Source organism: Flavobacterium antarcticum DSM 19726 (assembly GCF_000419685.1).
Classification (GTDB): domain Bacteria; phylum Bacteroidota; class Bacteroidia; order Flavobacteriales; family Flavobacteriaceae; genus Flavobacterium; species Flavobacterium antarcticum.
The window spans coordinates 204,436-222,428 of record NZ_ATTM01000004.1; the positions used below are offsets into that span (position 1 = coordinate 204,436).

12 protein-coding genes are annotated in these 17,993 nt (G+C 35.9%); 3 read left to right on the forward strand and 9 right to left on the reverse strand.

Annotated elements, in window-relative coordinates:
• Positions 1-96 precede the first annotated feature (96 nt).
• The 9 genes from YWA_RS0108280 to YWA_RS0108320 form a co-directional block, all read right to left on the reverse strand.
• Complete coding sequence (locus YWA_RS0108280) at positions 97-525, reverse strand: hypothetical protein (RefSeq protein ID WP_022828045.1); 429 nt, start codon at positions 523-525, stop codon at positions 97-99.
• Between the two features lie 133 nt (positions 526-658).
• Positions 659-1,534, reverse strand: a complete 876-nt coding sequence (sucD, locus tag YWA_RS0108285) for a succinate--CoA ligase subunit alpha (RefSeq protein ID WP_022828046.1) — start codon at positions 1,532-1,534, stop codon at positions 659-661.
• A 97-nt stretch (positions 1,535-1,631) separates the two neighbouring features.
• Positions 1,632-1,994, reverse strand: a complete 363-nt coding sequence (locus YWA_RS0108290; protein WP_022828047.1) for a nuclear transport factor 2-like protein — start codon at positions 1,992-1,994, stop codon at positions 1,632-1,634.
• Positions 1,984-2,925 carry a UDP-3-O-(3-hydroxymyristoyl)glucosamine N-acyltransferase gene (locus YWA_RS0108295; RefSeq protein ID WP_022828048.1) on the reverse strand — a complete coding sequence of 314 codons (942 nt, stop codon included), beginning with the start codon at positions 2,923-2,925 and terminating at the stop codon, positions 1,984-1,986. The genes YWA_RS0108290 and YWA_RS0108295 overlap by 11 nt, the downstream gene beginning before the upstream one ends.
• A gap of 123 nt (positions 2,926-3,048) precedes the next feature.
• Positions 3,049-3,615, reverse strand: coding sequence for an elongation factor P (efp, locus tag YWA_RS0108300; RefSeq protein WP_022828049.1), 567 nt, complete (start codon positions 3,613-3,615; stop codon positions 3,049-3,051).
• 32 nt (positions 3,616-3,647) lie between these two features.
• Complete coding sequence (gene lpxA / locus YWA_RS0108305; RefSeq protein ID WP_022828050.1) at positions 3,648-4,433, reverse strand: acyl-ACP--UDP-N-acetylglucosamine O-acyltransferase; 786 nt, start codon at positions 4,431-4,433, stop codon at positions 3,648-3,650.
• A 122-nt stretch (positions 4,434-4,555) separates the two neighbouring features.
• Complete coding sequence (locus tag YWA_RS0108310) at positions 4,556-5,944, reverse strand: bifunctional UDP-3-O-[3-hydroxymyristoyl] N-acetylglucosamine deacetylase/3-hydroxyacyl-ACP dehydratase (RefSeq protein WP_022828051.1); 1,389 nt, start codon at positions 5,942-5,944, stop codon at positions 4,556-4,558.
• Between the two features lie 18 nt (positions 5,945-5,962).
• Positions 5,963-6,991, reverse strand: a complete 1,029-nt coding sequence (gene lpxD / locus YWA_RS0108315) for a UDP-3-O-(3-hydroxymyristoyl)glucosamine N-acyltransferase (protein ID WP_022828052.1) — start codon at positions 6,989-6,991, stop codon at positions 5,963-5,965.
• Between the two features lie 33 nt (positions 6,992-7,024).
• The gene (locus YWA_RS0108320) at positions 7,025-8,263 is read right to left on the reverse strand and encodes an HD domain-containing protein (protein WP_022828053.1); all 1,239 of its coding nucleotides are present in this window, start codon (positions 8,261-8,263) and stop codon (positions 7,025-7,027) included.
• A 259-nt stretch (positions 8,264-8,522) separates the two neighbouring features.
• Between YWA_RS0108320 and YWA_RS0108325 the strand changes: the two genes are divergently transcribed.
• The 3 genes from YWA_RS0108325 (at position 8,523) to tamL (ending at position 17,985) form a co-directional block, all read left to right on the forward strand.
• Positions 8,523-10,334: a hypothetical protein gene (locus YWA_RS0108325; RefSeq protein WP_022828054.1), complete on the forward strand. Its 1,812-nt coding sequence runs from the start codon at positions 8,523-8,525 to the stop codon at positions 10,332-10,334.
• Positions 10,335-10,643: 309 nt separating this feature from the next.
• A complete protein-coding gene (locus YWA_RS0108330) occupies positions 10,644-15,731 on the forward strand; it encodes a translocation/assembly module TamB domain-containing protein (RefSeq protein WP_051126937.1) in 5,088 nt (1,695 codons plus the stop codon).
• Positions 15,721-17,985 (forward strand): translocation and assembly module lipoprotein TamL, encoded by a 2,265-nt coding sequence (gene tamL / locus YWA_RS0108335; RefSeq protein WP_026718683.1) that lies wholly within the window; start codon positions 15,721-15,723, stop codon positions 17,983-17,985. The genes YWA_RS0108330 and tamL overlap by 11 nt, the downstream gene beginning before the upstream one ends.
• Positions 17,986-17,993: the final 8 nt, after the last annotated feature.

Below are 17,993 nucleotides of genomic sequence, written 5' to 3' on the forward strand. Positions count from 1 at the left end.
ATCGTGGGCAATGTTTAATTTGATTAAAAGCTCTAAACCATAAAAAAAGTCTTACAAAAATGTAAGACTTAAATTGTTTTCTTTGAATAGAAAAATCTAGAACGCAACATTCCAACGTGGCAATCTTGCGTTTTCGTCCATAAAGTTTTGCAACATTTGTCCTTCGACAGCGGTAGGAATTGCTTTATTTTTTTCGTTGAAAGTCTCGTACCACGAAACCTCTAATCTTTCGATGTTTTCTAGTTTCATTTGTGCTGGCCAAGAATACTTTCTTCCTGTTTTAGCAAATTGGTGTCCGTTTACAATTTTGTCGTAAAGACCACCATTTTTGATTTTCAAAGTTCCGTCGTTTTGAACAGTACCTGTTGAACCCACCATAATCAATTCCTTTTCTTCACCATCTACAGCATAAACCATAAACACACCACTACCTGATTCTGGAGCGTTGCAAACCGTTTCTAAACTGTCTTCTTGTGTGAAAGAAAATGTATTTTGGGTTTTGAATTTCTTTAATTCTTTGTACATAAATTTGTTTTTTTCCACAAAGGCACGAAGGCGCCAAGTGAGTTTATAAAAGAAAAACTCCACCGTAAAGTGGAGTCTTCTCTATTTTTAGAACAGATTTAAATCTATTCTCTATATTCTATTTTCTAAATTCTTAAGAACCTAAAACTTCTTTTACTTTCAAACCAATTTCCGCTGGAGAATCAACCACGTGGATTCCACATTCTCTCATGATGCGTTTTTTAGCTTCTGCAGTATCGTCTTCACCACCAACAATAGCACCTGCGTGACCCATTGTTCTACCTTTAGGAGCTGTTTCACCTGCGATGAAACCTACAACAGGTTTACGGTTACCGTCTTCTTTAACCCATTTAGCAGCATCAGCTTCTAATTGACCACCAATTTCACCAATCATGATGATGATTTCAGTCTCTGGGTCATTCATTAATAATTCAACCGCTTCTTTCGTAGTAGTTCCAATAATTGGATCTCCACCAATTCCGATAGCTGTCGTGATACCTAAACCTTGTTTTACAACTTGATCCGCCGCTTCGTAAGTTAAGGTTCCTGATTTAGAAACGATTCCAACAGTTCCTTTTTTGAAAACAAAACCTGGCATAATACCTACTTTTGCTTCACCTGGCGTAATTACACCTGGACAGTTAGGACCAACTAAACGACAGTCTTTAGTTTGAATATAAGCGTAAGCTTTAATCATGTCTGCTACTGGAATACCTTCTGTAATCGTGATGATTACTTTGATTCCTGCATCAGCTGCTTCCATAATTGCATCTGCAGCAAAAGCCGGCGGTACAAAAATAATAGTAGTATCCGCTCCAACTTGGTCTACAGCGTCTTTTACTGTATTAAATACTGGACGGTCTAAATGCGTCGTTCCACCTTTTCCTGGCGTTACTCCACCTACAACGTTTGTTCCGTATTCAATCATTTGCGAAGCGTGAAAAGTTCCCTCGCTTCCTGTAAAACCTTGAACAATTATTTTAGAATCTTTATTGACTAAAACGCTCATAAATATATCTTTTAAATTATTTTTTGAAATAGTGTGGCAAAAGTACGGTTTTGATGCCTAATTGAAAAGTTTTTTCAAAACTTTAATCACACTTAAGTTAATTAAGTTGGCTCATCTGATACCCTCTATACAATTTGTCGTCTTTTACTTCTAAAATCACAAAGAAATTAGCCAGAAGCATTTCTTCTCTCGGATTTTCAACTGTTTTTACAAATTGTGAATATCGCAAAGCAACTTGATTTTTCTCAATAACTAGCGAATGAATTTTAACTTTAGTTCGAATGTAAGAAGCGCTCATTTCTGTAGTTAAATTAAGTACTTCTTGTCTATTCATCTTCGAAAATCCTTTACTACTTTGCCATTCCAATACAAAATCGGGATGCAAATAATTTTCCATTTCTGCAACATTAATAAATGCATCGGATTTGTAAAAATCTTGAATTAACTTTTTAGTTGTCATATTTCTTAATTTTTTCAATTAGCTCCGGAATCTTCTTGATGTAAGCCAATTGTTTTAATTTCTCTCGCGATTCTTCAATGGGTGTTCCAAAATAACTCTTTCCACCTTCAATGGACTTCGTAACTCCGGTCTGACCCATTACAACCGCTTTTGTACCAATGGTAATTCCACTTGTAGTTCCCACTTGTCCCCACATTGTCACTTCGTCTTCAATAATCACACAGCCTGCAATTCCGGTTTGTGAAGCAATCAAGCAGCGTTTTCCAATCACGGTATCGTGACCAACATGCACTTGATTGTCCAATTTTGTTCCTTCACCAATGGTGGTATCGCCTGTAACTCCTTTGTCAATTGTACAAAGTGCTCCAATGCCTACATTATCATGAATAACAACACGACCTCCCGAAAGCAATTGGTCAAAACCATCTGCTCTTTTTTTATAATAAAAAGCATCCGCTCCTAAAACCGAACCTGCGTGAATGATTACATTGTCGCCGATGATCGTATTGTCGTAAATTGAAACATTGCAGTGTATCACACAGTTTTTACCAATCTTGACATTATTTCCAATGAAACAATTGGGCTGAATAAAAGTATGTTCGCCAATTTCCGCACTTAAAGAAATGGAAACATTCGTTCCCTGAAAAGGTCTAAAATGCCGTGTCAATTTATTGAAATCTCTAAACGGATCATCTGATATTAATAAAGCTTTGCCTTCAGGGCAATCTACCTTTTTGTTAATCAAAACAATCGTAGCTGCTGATTGCAACGCTTTATCATAATACTTTGGATGGTCCACAAAAACAATATCACCCGATTCCACCACGTGAATTTCGTTCATTCCCAATACAGGAAAATTTGGTTCACCCACATAATCACAATCGATTAATTCGGCAATTTGTTTGAGCGTATGTACTTTAGGAAACTTCATAGGAAAGCGGTCAGTATTCAGTTATATAGCGGACAGTTTTGAAAGTATTCAGTATTCAGTTGATTAGTGGCTATTTTTAGTAGTGCTCATCCAACTGATTACTAAAAACCTGACCACTTAACACTACTCTTTTACTCGCTCCATGTAATTTCCTGAAGCAGTATCAATTTTTATCTTATCGCCTTCGTTGATAAACAAAGGAACATTAATAGATGCTCCCGTTTCTACAGTTGCAGGTTTATGTGCGTTTGTAGCCGTATTTCCTTTTAATCCCGGCTCTGTGTAAGTAACTTCTAAAACAATTGAAGCCGGCATATCAACCGAAAGAGGCAAATCTGTTTCCGTATTCACTTGGACCATTACGTTTGATCCTTCTTTCAATAAATCGGGGTGATCAAGTACATTTTTATTCATCGTAATTTGCTCAAAAGTCTCCGTATTCATAAAGTGAAAATCTTCTCCTTCAGCATATAAATACTGGTAAGTATGAGTTTCCACACGAACGATATCAATTTTGTGTCCTGCAGAAAACGTATTATCCAATACTCTTCCGTTCGTTACACTTCTTAATTTTGTTCTTACGAAAGCAGGACCTTTTCCTGGTTTTACGTGCAAAAATTCAACAATTTTATAAATGTCGTGGTTGTGTTTGATACACAATCCGTTTCTAATATCTGATGTAGATGCCATTCTGTTTTTTTATTTAATGTAACTTATTTTTTTTAAACACTTCCGCTGTAGCCTTTCATCACTCCTCGCGAAGAGTTTCGGATGAACAAAATGATTTCGTCACGTTCTGGAGTTGCTTCCATTTCCGCTTCGATAATTGCCAAGGCTTGGGAAGTATTGTAATTCTTTTGATATAATATGCGGTAGATATTCTGAATTTCTCTGATTTTATCCGAAGTAAATCCACGTCTTCTCAGTCCTACAGAATTGATTCCAACGTAAGAAAGTGGTTCTTTCGCCGCTTTGGTATAAGGAGGAACGTCTTTTCTCAATAAAGAACCTCCCGAAATCATTGCATGATCTCCAATACTAATAAATTGATGTACGGCAGATAATCCTCCAATTATTGCATAATCGCCAACCGTAACGTGACCACCTAGAAGAACGCCATTTACAATAATGACATTGTTCCCAATGTGACAGTCATGAGCAATGTGTGCCGTTGCCATTATTAAACAATTATTTCCAATCTTCGTCTGACCTGACGCAATCGTACCCCTATTAATTGTTACGCATTCGCGAATTGTAACATTGTCGCCAATGATAACTAAAGAATCTTCACCACCAAATTTTAAATCTTGTGGTACGGCTGAAATTACTGCTCCTGGAAAAATATTGCAATTCTTACCAATTCGAGCACCTTCCATTATGGTTACGTTTGAACCAATCCAAGTTCCCTCTTCAATAATTACATTATTATGAATGGTTGTAAATGGGTCGATTACTACGTTTCTTGCTATTTTTGCACCGGGATGCACATATGCTAAAGGTTGATTCATCTTTTTTTGGATTATGGGTTATTTGGTGAAGGTTTTGGGGTTTGGGTTGTACTTCTAAAACTTTATTGAAAAATTTCTAAACCTATAACCTCTTAAACTCTTAAACTTATAACCTTTTTAATTTATTGTTTTCTGGCAATCTGAGCCATCAATTCTGCTTCTGCAACTAATTTTCCGTTCGCATAAGCGTGCGCTTGCATGTGGCAAATTCCTCTTCTAATTGGTGTAATTAAATCACACTTAAATATCAAGGTGTCGCCTGGTAATACTTTATGTTTGAATTTCACATTGTCAATTTTCATGAAAAATGTCAAATAATTTTCTGGATCTGGAACCGTACTTAAAACTAAAATACCTCCCGTTTGTGCCATTGCCTCTACGATAATTACTCCTGGCATTACAGGTGCGTTTGGAAAGTGACCAACAAAAAAACCTTCGTTCATCGTCACATTTTTCAATCCAACTACATGAGAATCTGACATTTCAATGATTCTATCGATGAATAAAAAAGGTGGACGGTGAGGCAACATATCCATAATTTGATGGATATCCATTAACGGCGGTAGGTTCAAATCGTAAGTGGGAACAAAATTCCGTTTCTCGATTTTAATTAATTTGGCCATCTTCTTTGCAAACTGTGTGTTTACAAAATGTCCTGGTTTATTTGCAATTACTTTTCCTTTAATTCGGGTACCAATTAAAGCTAAATCACCAATTACGTCTAGTAATTTATGACGTGCCGCTTCATTAGGATAGTGTAAAGTCAAATTATTTAGAATACCATTTGGCTTTACAGCAATATCGTCTTTGCCAAAAGCAACTTTCAAATGTTCCATTGTGCTTGGAGAAATATCTTTGTCTACATACACAATTGCATTGTTCAAATCACCACCTTTAATCAGACCGTTTTCCAATAATGATTCCAATTCATGTAAAAAACTGAAGGTTCTTGCATCTGCAATTTCAGTTTTAAATTCGCTCATGTTTTTAATGCTGGCATTTTGAGTACCTAACACTTTTGTACCAAAGTCAACCATAGCAGTTACCTGATAATCATCGCTTGGCATCACAAGGATTTCACTTCCTGTCGCTTCGTCCGTAAAAGAAATCACTTCTTTTACCACATAAAACTTACGTTCCGCTTCTTGCTCTTCTACTCCTGCTTTTTCAATTGCTTCTACAAAATATTTAGAAGAACCATCCATAATAGGCGGTTCTGCAGCATCTAATTCGATGATAACGTTATCTACATCACAACCTACAAATGCAGCTAAAACATGTTCCGAAGTTTGGATTTTAACGCCTAATTTTTCTAAATTAGTACCTCGTTGGGTATTTACAACATAATTTGCATCCGCTTCAATAATTGGATGACCTTCTAAGTCCATACGAACAAAGGTGTATCCGTTATTTACTGGTGCGGGTTTAAAAGTCATCTTGACTTCTTTCCCTGTGTGGAGTCCAACTCCTGTAAGAGAAATCTCGCTTTTGATGGTAGTTTGCTTAACCATTGTACTAAATTTAAGGTTTTATTCTTTTATATTATTTTTTAATAACTCATTAAACTGGCTTACCATTTTCGGTAAATTTTTGAAATGAACAAACGATTTACTATAATCATTATAGTTAAATGCAGGCGAACCTTGCACTGTTTCCTCGTCTTTCATGCTTTTTGTAACGCCTGATTGGGCTTGAATACGCACGTTATTTCCAATCACAATGTGACCTGAAATTCCCACTTGTCCACCAATAATGCAATGTTGTCCAATTTTCGTAGAACCTGCAATTCCCGTTTGTGCAGCAATTACCGTGTTTTCTCCAATTTCAACATTATGAGCAATTTGAATTTGGTTGTCCAATTTCACACCATTTCTAATAATGGTCGAACCCATTGTTGCTCTATCAATCGTAGTTCCTGCTCCAATTTCAACTTTATTCTCGATAATTACATTTCCTATTTGAGGAATCTTATCGTAGGAATTGTCAGCATTTGGTGCAAAACCAAATCCATCTGCTCCAATGATTACACCCGAATGAAAACAGCAGTCATCACCAATCACCGTTTCTGAATAAATCCGAACTCCGGAATGCATTAACATATTGTCGCCTATCGTGACATTATCACCGATATAACAGTTGGGATAAATTTTTACATTTTTACCTAAAACTACGTTCTTACCAATATAGCTGAAGCTTCCTAAATATAAATCTTCACCATATTTAACGTCGTCCGACATAAAAACAGGTTGTTCAATTCCTTTTTTGCTGTCGTTTTTCGCTTGAGCATAAAACGTCAACACTTTTGCGAAAGCGCCGTAAGCATCTTCAACCCTAATAAGTGTAGTGGAAATAGGCGATTCTGGAACAAAATCTTTATTTACAATAGTAACAGAAGCTAGTGTCGTATAAATATAACTTACATATTTCGGATTGCTCAAAAAGGTGAGCGAACCGTCCACTCCTTCTTCTATTTTTGACAAAGTAAAAACTTCAGCAAGCGGATTTCCCACTACTTCACCTTCTAAAACGCCCGCTATTTGTTCTGCTGTAAATTTCATTCTGACAAAAATATAAAAAATAGGGTTTAAAACTTACTTTTCAGCAAGTACTTTTGGGAAGCAAATATAGTATTTAGTTACCGGTTTCGTCAACGCCTTCAAATTTAATTGGTCCGATGCCGTAACTACGTCTTCAATCGTCTTGTCCTTCTTCAAAATTCGGATGGGTTCTGAATCTTTACTGTAGGCCTGATTTTTGATTTTTCCGCGTGTTACAAAATAACTCGCATCGTGAAAAGTCAATCCGGTCAACTTAATGAACTTGTTGATTAATGCATCAACTTGTTCTTGCGTAAATTTATCCTCACTAATCTTCACTTTCAATAAATCGCGATTGATAATCATCGAGCTCAAGTTTTTCAACACATAATCGTCGTGGTATTGCCACATTTTCAACGCACTGATGATATCGTAATCGTCTAATTGTGCAAAAAGATTTAAGGTTTTTGAATCAAAATCTTCTTGCGTAATTTTATGTTGCATAAAAAATAAAAGCGGCTGACTGCATGGTAAAACGATTCCTCTTTGCGTCAATTCTTTGGCTCTTTTTAGTACTTTCGTTAAAATCACTTCGGCTACTAAACTGGTTTTATGCAAATACGCTTGCCAATACATCAATCGTCGCGCCATCAGAAATTTCTCTACTGAATAAATTCCCTTTTCTTCAATTACTAAAGTATCGTCCACCACATTCATCATTTGAATCAAGCGTTCCGAATTGATATTTCCTTCAGCAACACCTGTGTAAAAACTATCGCGACGCAAATAATCCATTCGGTCCATGTCCAATTGACTTGAAATCAATTGCAACATGAATTTTCTAGGGTATTCTTCTTTGAAAATTTGGATTGCCAAAGTCAATTCGCCGTTAAATTGCTCATTCAATTCGTCCATGAAAAGTAATGAAATCGACTCGTGATTTACGTCTTCCACAATGCTGTGTTCCATGGCGTGCGAAAACGGTCCGTGGCCAATGTCGTGCAATAAAATCGCAATGTATAGTGCTTTTTCTTCTTCTTTCGAAATTTCAACACCTTTAAAACGCAACACTTCCATCGCTTTTTGCATAATGTGCATGCAACCTAGAGCGTGGTGAAAACGCGTATGATGTGCTCCGGGATAAACCAAATAGGACAAACCCATTTGAGAAATTCGGCGTAAACGCTGGAAATAAGAATGTTGCACTAAATCATAAATCAACGTATTCGGTAACGTAATAAACCCATAAATTGGGTCGTTGAATATTTTAAGCTTGTTGATTTCTGTTGACATAAATCCTTTTTAGGACTGCAAATATAACGAAATAAATGCAAGTTGTAATGCACTGAATTTTAACACAAAAACACGTAATTAAGTTCGAAATCTTTTTGTCCAACTGATAAATATCAGTTTTTAATCGGTGCAAAAAAACAATATTTGTTCCTTATAATATATAATGAATATGAAATGAGCATGCCCGAAAGTTTGTCGAAAAATCGAATCAAGATATGCGAATTCCATATTCCATTAAAAAAACAAATAATACCTACGTATGAATACTGAAAAACAAAAACTCCACTGCTTTCACATTCCGGTGATGGGTTTGGCCTATACGATTGACAGCCCAATAAAAGTGGCACATTACGGAATTTCTTCCGTTCTTTCCATTGTTGACGACGATTTAATTGAAAAAATGACCGCTTTTTACAGCAAAAAATTCGAAAAACCGTACCAAGAAATCACTCAAAAAATCGAAGATTATCGTGCAAAAAGAATCACGACTTACCTTGATTTAGTTTCCGATATTGTGCAGAAAAAGTTTGAAAATTTCAAAACTGAATTGTGCGAAAACAAAGAAACGTTGGAGCAATATATCAATATGTTGCCTACGCAATCTGAAGTGAGAACTGGTTTGCAACATTTAATTGAAGACGGCTACGAACTGAAAAACAAAGTCGCTGATTACATCGAACGTCATCTTTCTCCTGGATCTATTGACGTGAACATCATGACAAAAGTGGACAAAGAAAACTTCAATAAAAATGAAGCTTTGCCTGTAATGTACAATGACGCTCATGCGGCACTTCGCGGTTTTGCAAATAGTAAATTGAGTTCGTCCATTGTACTTTCTGCGGGAATGAATCCAAGATTGTACAGCTATTTTGAATCTTTTCCTGATTTTTATCCGGATGCGAATAATCAGTTGAAAAAGAAAATCATTTTGAAAGTAAGTGATTTCCGTTCAGCGATGATTCAAGGAAGTTTTCTAGCCAAAAAAGGTTTGTGGGTTTCGGAATACCGGATCGAATCTGGATTGAATTGTGGTGGACACGCATTTGCTACGGAAGGCATTTTGTTAGGCCCAATTCTAGAAGAATTCAAGCAGAAAAAACAAGAATTGATTGCGAATAATTTCCAAATGATGAATAAAGCGTTGGAATTAAAAAATCTTCCAATCGTTGAACAACCTTTTTCAATGGAAATTACCGTGCAAGGTGGCGTTGGCACTTCCGCTGAACACGATTTCTTAATGGAAAACTACAACATGGATTCTGTAGGTTGGGGTTCGCCGTTTTTATTGGTTCCTGAAGCCACAACTTTAGATGCAGAAACCCGAACACTTTTGGCGAAAGCTGAAGAAAAAGACTTGTATTTGAGTAATATTTCTCCGTTGGGAATTCCGTTTAATACCATTCGTGGAACGTCAAACGAGTTTTTCAAGCAACAACGAATTGACAAGGATAAAGCAGGAAGTTCTTGTCCGAAAAAGTTTTTGGCGTTAAGCAAAGACAGTAATGGTAAAGGAATATGTACGGCTTCCAAGAAATATCAAGACACGAAATTAGAAGAATTAGATGCAATAAAAGCGGACATGACGGACAAAATTTATCAGAAACGAAAAGATTCGATTACTGAAAAAGCCTGTCTTTGTGTAGGTTTAGCAAATGCTTCGTACTTGGACAACGATATCAAAATCAAAGGTGAAGCACAAGGAGTTGTGATTTGTCCTGGGCCAAATATGGCGTACTTCAACGAAGAAATTTCGCTTGAAAAAATGGTCAATCATATTTATGGTCGTATAAATGTCATGCCTTTTGAAAACCGTCCGAACTTGTTTGTGAAGGAAATCGAGTTGTATTTTGACTATCTGAAAAAAGAAATCGAAGACCACACGGATATTACCAATGCTGTTTTGAAAAAATGGAACAAATTTAAAGCAAATTTGATTTTGGGAATTGAGTATTACGAGAATTTACTTTCACAGAAAAATTCGTTTGACAAAAGCGAAACTACGCGTGAAAAATTAAGTTTTTGGAAGAAAAATATCGCTGAAATTGAAGTTCCGGTTTTAGAGATGGCTTAAAATCCTTTGCCACGAATTGCACTAATTTTAAAATTAGATTCGTGTGAAGTCGCGCATTTCGTGGCTAAAAATAGACGCAGGAGAAAATTTAATAGAAAGAGAAAATAATCACATCGATTGTTTTCTCTTTTTTTATGTGTGAAAGCGTACTAAACGAGTAAATTTCGCAATAATATATTTATAAAACATAAGTTTATTCAACGTCGATTTGCCATCTTTGTAGCAAATTGCAGTTTACACTTGACTTATAAAGTCAATCCGACTGAAAAGTACCACTGCAATTTAGCCAAAACAATTAAAATCAATCGCTTGAAAAAGTATTTTTATAGAACACTTCGTGTCTTTGCATGGATTATTGGAATTCTGATATTACTAATTCTTGTGGTTTTTATTGCAGTTCAAATCCCTGTTGTACAAAATTTTGCAAAAGACCAAGCGGTTTCCTACGTCGAAGGAAAAATCAAAACTAAAGTTGTCATCGATAATTTCGAAATGGGTTTCCCAAAGAAATTTCTTTTGGAAGGTGTTTACCTTGAAAATCAGCAGAAGGACACACTTTTATACGGAAAGAAAATTGCCGTCAACTTCAATCTTTTTGGGCTGTTTAATAACAAATTAGAATTTAACGATATCGATGTTGATGGTCTTGTTGCCAATATTTCACGAGACAACAATGGTGCATTTAATTTTGATTATATCACAGATGCTTTTGCCTCGAAAGACGTTAAAAAAGACAGTTCCGCACCCATGCAAATTTCGTTGAATACGATTGAATTGAATAAAATTCGCATCAATTACGAGGATGACTTCACGAAGAATTTTGCAAAAGTAAGTTTAAATCATTTTGACACAAAAGTGGAGAATTTTGATTTGCAAAACCTAGATTTCAACGTTCCTAAAATTACTATTGATGGATTTAGAGCGAATTTAAAACAAGGAATTGTTGAAAAAGTAGCCAAGGAAACTGAAATTGCCATTAAAGAACAAGCCGAAAGCAACGTGCTGAAAATCAATGTCGAAGAAATTAATCTTTCCAAAATCTATTTGGATTATCTGTCGGAATCTGGGAATATGAAAACGGTAACGGATTTGGCTTCACTGCACATTCTGATTAATGCGATTGACCTCGAAAAACAAATTCTTGACATTAAAGAAATTCGATTATCGAATACAAAAAGTACACTTGCAATGACCAAAAAAGAGCAGGTGAAAGTGGTGAAAGAAGAAGTGAATTCATTAGAAAAAGATACTTTAATTCCAAGAAATAATTGGCAACTAAAATTAAACACCGTAGTAGTTGATAGTGTTGACTTTAAATTTGACGATTACAATTCTGTAGCCGTGAAAAGAGGAATTGACTACAAACACCTTGATTTAAAAGGTTTAAAATTAGATGCAACTACTTTTTTCTATTCAGAAAAAATGATTTCGGGAACCATCAATAATTTCAAACTGACTGATAAAAGTGGCGTTCAAGTCGATTCTTTAACGACAGACTTTTTCTACGGAAATCAAGGTTCCTATTTAAAGAAATTATATTTAAAAACACCTCAAACCGAACTCAAAAACGAAATTATCATTGGCTACGAATCCATCAAAACGATTGGAGACGACATCGGCGATTTGGCCTTAAATGCTACTTTAGAAGGAAGTCAAATTGGTTTTAAAGACATTTTATTTTTTGCTCCTGATTTGGCAAATAGCAATCCATTTAAGTCGAATCCAAATGCGATTCTAAAAGTAAACAGCCGGATTTCTGGAAAAGTAAATAATTTTAAGATTCCTAATTTAGAGCTTTCAGGAATTGGTACTACAAAAATTGTAGCGAGTGGAACGGTTACGGGATTACCTGATGTTCAAAAAATGAACTTGGTTTTAGACCTAAAAAACTTCGAATCTTCGGCGAAAGATCTAAATGATTTCTTGCCTTCCGGAACCATTCCAAGTAATATACAATTGCCAAGTCGATTTACCGTGAATGGAAAATTCAACGGCGGAATCAATAATTTCAAAACAGATTTAAGACTGAAATCAAGCTCTGGAAATGCGACTATAAAGGCGATGTTTGACCGTTCTAGAAAAAATGCAGAACGTTACGATGCCGTTGTAAGTCTTGACCGTTTTGATATTGGACGCTTGATTCGAAATGATTCTGTTGGAATTGTGTCCATCGATGCAAAAGTAAAAGGCATTGGATTGAATCCAAAAACTGCTAATGCAACGGTTGCTGGACTTGTAAAGCAAGCTCAATTTAACGGCTACAATTATACCAATTTGAATTTAGACGGCTCAATCGCCAATGGAACTTTTGATGCCAAAGCCGACATGAACGACCCGAATTTGACGTTCAAATTAGCAACGAGCGGCGGTTTTAAAGATAAATATCCGGCAATCAAACTAAAAATGAATGTTGATATTGCTGATTTGGACAAATTGAATTTACACGCTGGACCTTTAAAAATCAAAGGAAATATCGTGGCTGATGTTCCCACAGCAGATTTGGATTTCTTGAACGGACGTATTGATTTAACTGATTTTACGTATGCCGATGGAACAAATCAAATAGCTTTAGACACGATTAAAATTCGTGCGATTGCAACCGCGGAAAAAAACACGATTACGCTTCAATCTCAATTTGCAAATGCTGACGTAGACGGGCAATTTAAGTTAAGTGAAATTGGTCAAGCAATACAAAATTCGATTTCAAAGTATTTTGATGCGAATCCAACGGCGAAGAAAATTAAAACGGGTCCACAACAATTAGCGTTTAAAATTAACATTACGGACGACCCTACATTGCTGAAAATCATTCCAAATTTGACAAGTTTACAACCTGTTGAAATTATTGGAAAATACAACAGCGTGAATGACACGATTGACATTAAAGGAAAAATTCCGAAGATTGTCTATAATGGAAATACGATTTCGGGAGCTGTTATTGACGTCAACACAAAAGGCGATTCGCTGGTTTACAATGTGGTTGTTGATGATATTAGTAATGCGTCTTTTGGTTTGCCGTACACGAAAATTTCAGGAACGGTATCGAATAATGTTGCCAATTATGATTTGCTTTTGAAAGACGCAAAAAACAAAGACCAATACGCGATTTCAGGAAATTTAGAAGCAAAAGACAGCAATAATACCGTAAAAATAAACTCCGATAATTTCTTATTGAATTATGAAAAATGGACGATTCCAAGTGATAATTCAATCGTGTTGAATGACAAAGGATTACTAGTCAATAATTTCAAATTAGAAAACAACGGAAGTTCGATAAAAGTGCAATCGCAAAATCAAAAACCAAACGCTCCTTTAGAAATTGAATTGGATCAGTTTGACATTACAACCATTACCAACATCATTAAAAATGAAAATTTAGACGTTACAGGCGTTTTAGATGGAAATGTACTACTAAAGAATTTAGATCATAAAACGCTTTTTACCGCAGATTTGAATGTGGAAAATTTCACATTTAATAAAGATACCGTTGGAAACATTGCTGTTAAAGTAGATAATAATGTAAAGAATATTTACAATGCTAAAGTTGCCATTACTGGAAACGGCAATCAAGTAAATTTAGACGGAACGTATAAAGAAGATTCGGGTGTATTTGATATGGTTTTGGATTTAGAAAAGTTGAATATGAAAAGTATTCAAGGATTCACGATGGGTAATTTGACCAAAAGTGAAGGCTTTTTATCAGGGAAATTTACTGTAAAAGGAACTGCAAAAGAACCATTGGTGAATGGCGATTTAAACTTCAACGACGTCGGTTTTAATGTCACGCAATTGAATTCAACGTTCAAAAACATCAATGATAAAATTGTCATCAATCAGAAAGGAATTGTTTTTAACGACTTTGAAGTAAGCGATGAAAACGATAATAAGTTATTTGTTAAAGGGGAAGTTTTGACGCAAAATTTCCGCGATTATGGCTTCAATTTGAATATCGATGCCAACAATTTTAGAGCCGTTAACTCCGGACCACAAGACAACGAGGTGTATTATGGAAAATTATTTTTAGATACAAGTTTGTCGGTCAAAGGAGATTTGAATAGGCCAATCGTAGAAGGAACTATTAAGATAAATGAAGATACTGATTTCACCATTGTACTTCCGCAATCCGATCCTTCGATTGCCGACCGTGAAGGAATCGTTGAATTTATTGACCAAGACAATCCGCCACTTTTTGACAAATTAACCGTTAGCGATACGTTGAGTCAAACGAAAGTACGAGGCGTTGAAGCTTCGGTGCAAATTGAAATTGTCAAAGAAGCTGCGATTTCGGTCATCATTGACAAAGGAAATGGCGATTATTTAAAACTAAAAGGAGAAGCCCAACTGAACGGTGGAATTGACGCATCGGGAAAAACTACGTTGACCGGTCGTTATGAATTTACCGAAGGAAGTTATGAAATGTCGTTCAATCTGATTAAACGGAAATTTGACATTAAAAAAGGAAGTTATATTCTTTGGACCGGCGAACCAACCGATGCTGATGTAAATATTACAGCCGTTTATAAAACGGACGCCTCACCTATTGACCTATTGGAAGACCAACTTACTGGTAAAACAGCGGAAATTAGAAACACGTACAAACAGAAAATTCCGTTTGAAACCGAGTTAATTATGAAAGGTGAATTATTAAAACCGGATATTACTTTTGACATCGTTTTACCGGATGGAAATAACAGCGTTTCTACAGAAATTATCAACATGACAAAGGTCAAGTTAATCCAAATTAGACAAGAACCTTCTGAATTAAACAAGCAAGTTTTTGCGCTATTATTGCTGAATCGTTTTATTGGTGAAAACCCATTTTCAAGCGAATCTGGAGGCGGCGATGCGGGTTCTATAGCAAGACAAAGTGCAAGTAAAATTTTATCGCAACAATTGAACAACCTCGCTTCTGACCTTATTGACGGTGTACAATTGGACTTCGATTTAGAATCAAGTGACGATTATACGACGGGACAACGGGAAAACAAAACCGACTTGAATGTAGGCGTTTCAAAAAAATTATTGAACGACCGATTGAAAGTTACTGTGGGAAGTACGATTGGCCTTGAAGGACCTCAACAAGCGAATCAAGAAACAAGTAAAATTGCAGGTGACGTAACGCTTGAATATCAACTGTCAAAAGACGGAAGATACCGCGTGAGGGCTTATCGCAAAAACGATTACCAAGTAGCATTGCAAGGGCAAGTCGTAGAAACTGGAGTAGCTTTTATTATCACTTTAGATTATAATAAATTCCGCGAATTGTTTCACCGAAGTCAAGCGGAAAAAGATGCGAAAGCAAAGGTGAAGGAAATTGAAAAGCGTCAAAAAGAAAAAGACAAGCTTGAAGAAAAAGAACAAATTAAAGATGCTCAAAAGAAAAATAATGAACAGTAAACACCTACTCTATTCGCTGCTATTTTTAGTCCTATTGAGTGCTTGTAACAGTACGAAATACGTTCCCGAAGGTGATTTATTGTACACCGGTGGAAGCTTAAAGGTAGAAGATTCCTTGCTTTCAAAGAAAGAACGAAAAGCCTTACGATCCGTGATGGAAGATATGTTACGGCCAAAGCCCAATAAGTCGTTTCTTGGCTTAAAGCCAAAATTATTCTTTTATAATCTCGTTTCAGAACCTAAAAAACAAAAGGGATTCAAGTATTGGCTGAAATACAAATTAGGAGAAGCACCGGTTTTATTCAGCAAAGTAGATTTAGATTATACCGCTGACGTATTGCGAAATTTCACAGAAAACAATGGCTATTTCAAAACTAGAGTGGAATCAGATAGTACTCGAAATGGCAGAAAAGCAACAGCAGAATATACGGTTAAACCAGGGAAACAATTTATAATTAAATCGATTACGTTTCCTAAAGATTCTACTGATTTGGCAAAATCGATCGGCAAATTGAAGCGAAGATCTTTGTTGAAGGTCGGTAAACCGTACAGTTTAGATTTCATCAAATTAGAACGCCAAAGAATCGATACCCGTTTAAAAGAAAAAGGATATTATTATTTTTCTGAAGACAATTTACTTGTTCAGGTGGACAGTACTGTTGGCAATTATGAAGTCGATTTAATTTTGAAAATCAAAGAAGAAACTGCTCCTCAATCCAAAGAGCAATTTAGAATTAACGACATTATTGTGTACCCGAATTATTCTATTAACGACAGTATTGATAGCGAACAACTAAAAGTAAAAAGCTATACAGATTTTACTATTATTGACAAAGACAACACCTTTGACTCGCGTGTTTTTGATCGAACTTTATATTTTGAAAAAGATGATTTGTATAATCGAACCAACCATAATCTCTCCCTCAACCGACTCGTTAATTTAGGCACGTTCAAATTTGTAAAGAACTCTTTTAAAGTTGCCGATACCACTGGAAATTATTTGGACGCTTATTACTATTTGACTTTGTTACCTAAAAAATCATTTCGAATAGAAGTGCTGGCTAAAAGTAATTCAGCCAATTATGCCGGAACGGAACTGAATGTCAACTGGAGCAATAGAAATACCTTCAAAGGTGCTGAATTATTGAGTATCTCAACCTTCGGTGGACTTGAATTCCAAATGGCAGGACAAAACAATGGGTTTAACGTCTATCGTTTTGGTGCAGAAACCAGTTTAATTTGGCCGCGTTTTATAGCGCCAATAAAACTAAAATCCGGCAGTGGATTTGTGCCAAAAACCAAAGCACTTTTGAGTTATGAGTTTCAACAGCGTTCGAAATTGTATTCCCTAAACACTTTTAAAGGTTCGTTTGGTTACATCTGGAAAGAAAACATTCGCAAGGAACACGAACTTAAGATAACCGATATTACCTACGCAAGTCCAATGCATGTTACAGAACTTTACGAAAATCAAATTAGTAAAGATGAAAGTGGCGCGTTGCAAAAAGTAATTGACAAGCAACTTATTTTTGGTCCTTCTTATTCGTACACGTACCAAAATACGATGGAAAAGCGGAAGAAAAACACAATTTATTTCAGAGGTGATCTTGAGACCGCTGGTACTACTGTAGGATTACTTATGGGTGGAGATGCTAAAAATGAAGCACCAAAAGAGATTTTAGGCGTTCCGTTTAGTCAATTTGTAAAATTGCAAGCCGATTTCAGACTTTACCACAAGTTGTCAAAAAACAGCGAAATCGCAAGTCGCATAATTGCTGGAGGAGCTTACGCTTACGGAAATTCGACTTCCATTCCGTTCATCAAACAATTTTTTATTGGCGGAACGAATAGTATTCGAGCGTTTCGAGCACGTTCTATAGGTCCAGGATCAAGCATTCCAGATAACACGGCCACATTTTTACCCGACCAATCAGGTGATATAAAATTAGAATTCAGTACAGAATACCGTGCTAAATTGTACAGTTTTATTAATGGCGCTGTATTTTTCGACGCTGGAAATATTTGGACTAGAAACGATGCGGATGCATCTAAAAATTTCTCAAAACGATTTTTAGATGAGATCGCTGTCGGTACTGGTGTGGGACTTCGTTTTGACTTTTCATTTTTAGTCTTGCGAACAGACTTCGCTGTACCGTTACGATTGCCTTATGGACCAAGCTCCGACCGATGGATTTTAGATAAAATCAATTTAAAGTCGGGTGTATTTAACTTGGCTATTGGATATCCTTTCTAAATTTGTGC